The organism is Chrysiogenia bacterium, assembly GCA_020434085.1.
Lineage (GTDB): Bacteria > JAGRBM01 > JAGRBM01 > JAGRBM01 > JAGRBM01 > JAGRBM01.
Genome location: JAGRBM010000082.1, coordinates 1 through 1,706 on the forward strand (window position 1 = coordinate 1; position 1,706 = coordinate 1,706).

The 1,706-nt window shown below is 59.7% G+C and carries 2 protein-coding genes; both read right to left on the reverse strand.

Translation table 11 applies throughout. The features are described from left to right. Nucleotides 1-58 precede the first annotated feature (58 nt). Nucleotides 59-1,174 (reverse strand): hypothetical protein, encoded by a 1,116-nt coding sequence (locus tag KDH09_02825; GenBank protein MCB0218602.1) that lies wholly within the window; start codon nt 1,172-1,174, stop codon nt 59-61. Beyond that, the coding region (locus tag KDH09_02830; protein MCB0218603.1) for a hypothetical protein at nt 1,171-1,706 on the reverse strand (536 nt) is incomplete at its 5' end. The genes KDH09_02825 and KDH09_02830, both read right to left, overlap by 4 nt.

A 1,706-nucleotide genomic window follows, 5' to 3' on the forward strand; every position in this document is an offset into this window, starting at 1 on the left:
CATTGTCACAAAAAAACGGGCCCCGATTGGGGCCCGTTTTTGGGGGATTGGAAAGTCACTACCTGCTGAGGTTGCTGTCTTCGCAACTGTGGGATGCCTTTAGCTCGCCCACCGCTGCCTGTGCCGCTTGGAGTTCTTCCTTGGTAAGTCGATGGAAAATGTCACGGCTCTCGGCCCTGATGTTCTTGATCTCTTCGCGGACGCCACCCTTGGCGTCGTACGCCGTAGTTGTTGTGCAGGCAGGGTTTTCCGCGTCCGGGTAGTAGGTGCTTTGTAGCCAGATGCTTGCGGGGTCAAATGCCGGCTCTGTATCCCGAGACTCAGGATGCAAATGCAAAGGCCGGAGCGCTGGGAACACTTGATACCATTCTTCCTGCGTTAATCGAAAGGAGCACGTGCGGCCGGTTCCATTGTCAGCGGTGCCGGCAGGATCGGTCAGCGTCAGGCGTGCTGCCAGTAGTCCCTTCTGAAACCGAGAGCTGACATCTTCGAGGACCTCAATTGCGGGTGCCGCCGGGGGTGTCTGAAAGGTACCCGGAGATTCTCGCAGGCGCTGCTCATAGTAACTGCGATCCAGACCGCTTCGATCCTGCACGCACGGCAAGTCCATGAGCGCGAGTCGAAATTGTGGATACGAAGTGATTTGAATTTTGTTCTCGACTTCCAAAGTGTCGACTTGCTTCCACGCCTCGACCATGGCCGGAGGGGCGCATCCGTCCGCTGGAAATCCTCTGGTCGCGGTAACCAGCCATCCTTCAGGTTTGCGGATTACGACACTGTAGGTCGACACGTGGTCAACCGAGGTGCAATCGGTGCCAGGGTATGCATTTTCCAGTGGTAGTTGTTCGAGCGAGTGACGAACCCCGGACAAGGTGTTCGGATTCATGCAGCCCGCATATGTATGGTAACCGCGTTTTGCACGTTGTCTCTTCAGCACGAGGCCGTTCTCATAGACAACGACTCGGTAGCTGGCGTTGTCGAGGGTGTAGTTCTCTTTCATAAGCGCAACAATTGGCTTGTATTTCCGGTCCGATGCGCCGTTGACATCGACGAACCTGGTACTCCGTTGAAGGACGCATCCTTCGAACGAATTGCCCGCATCGAAGGCCTGTCCTTGGGAACCAGAAACAGCGATGAGGAGCGCTGAGAGCAGGAAAATTCCAATCCCTCTCACCGCCCCACCCCCAACCGTCTGCGCAGCTCCCGCAATGTCTCGCGCATCGAATGCGCGGCGTTCTCCGCCAGATCGGCTTCGAGACGCGCGACGATGCGCGCGCAGATCTCTCGTTCAAGCCGGTGGTCGATGAAGCGTTGCAGCAGGGTCAGGCCGGGACTGCCCATTTCGAGGAATGTCAGATCGTCCACCGCGAAGGCTTCACCCAGATGACGGGCGGCATCCTCGTGATGGCCGCGGGCGAGCTCGGTCTCGGCGATGAGGCGGTGCCCTTCGTGAAGGAGCGCGCTGTCGCGGGCAATGGCGATCAGCTCGCGCGCCTTCTCGCACACGGCCGCCGGGTCTTTGGGTTCGTAGTAGTAGGCAAGGAAGTAGGCGGTGACGCCCTTCTGGTGGGCGGCACCCGGAAGCTCGGCCTCGGCCCTGAGGCAGCACGCCAGCGCCGCCTCCAGGTCGCGCCGCTTGGCATGTACGTAGTGGAGCAGGGTCCAGCACTGGGCGCGGTCATCGGGCGTGGCGGCGTCCTCGAGGG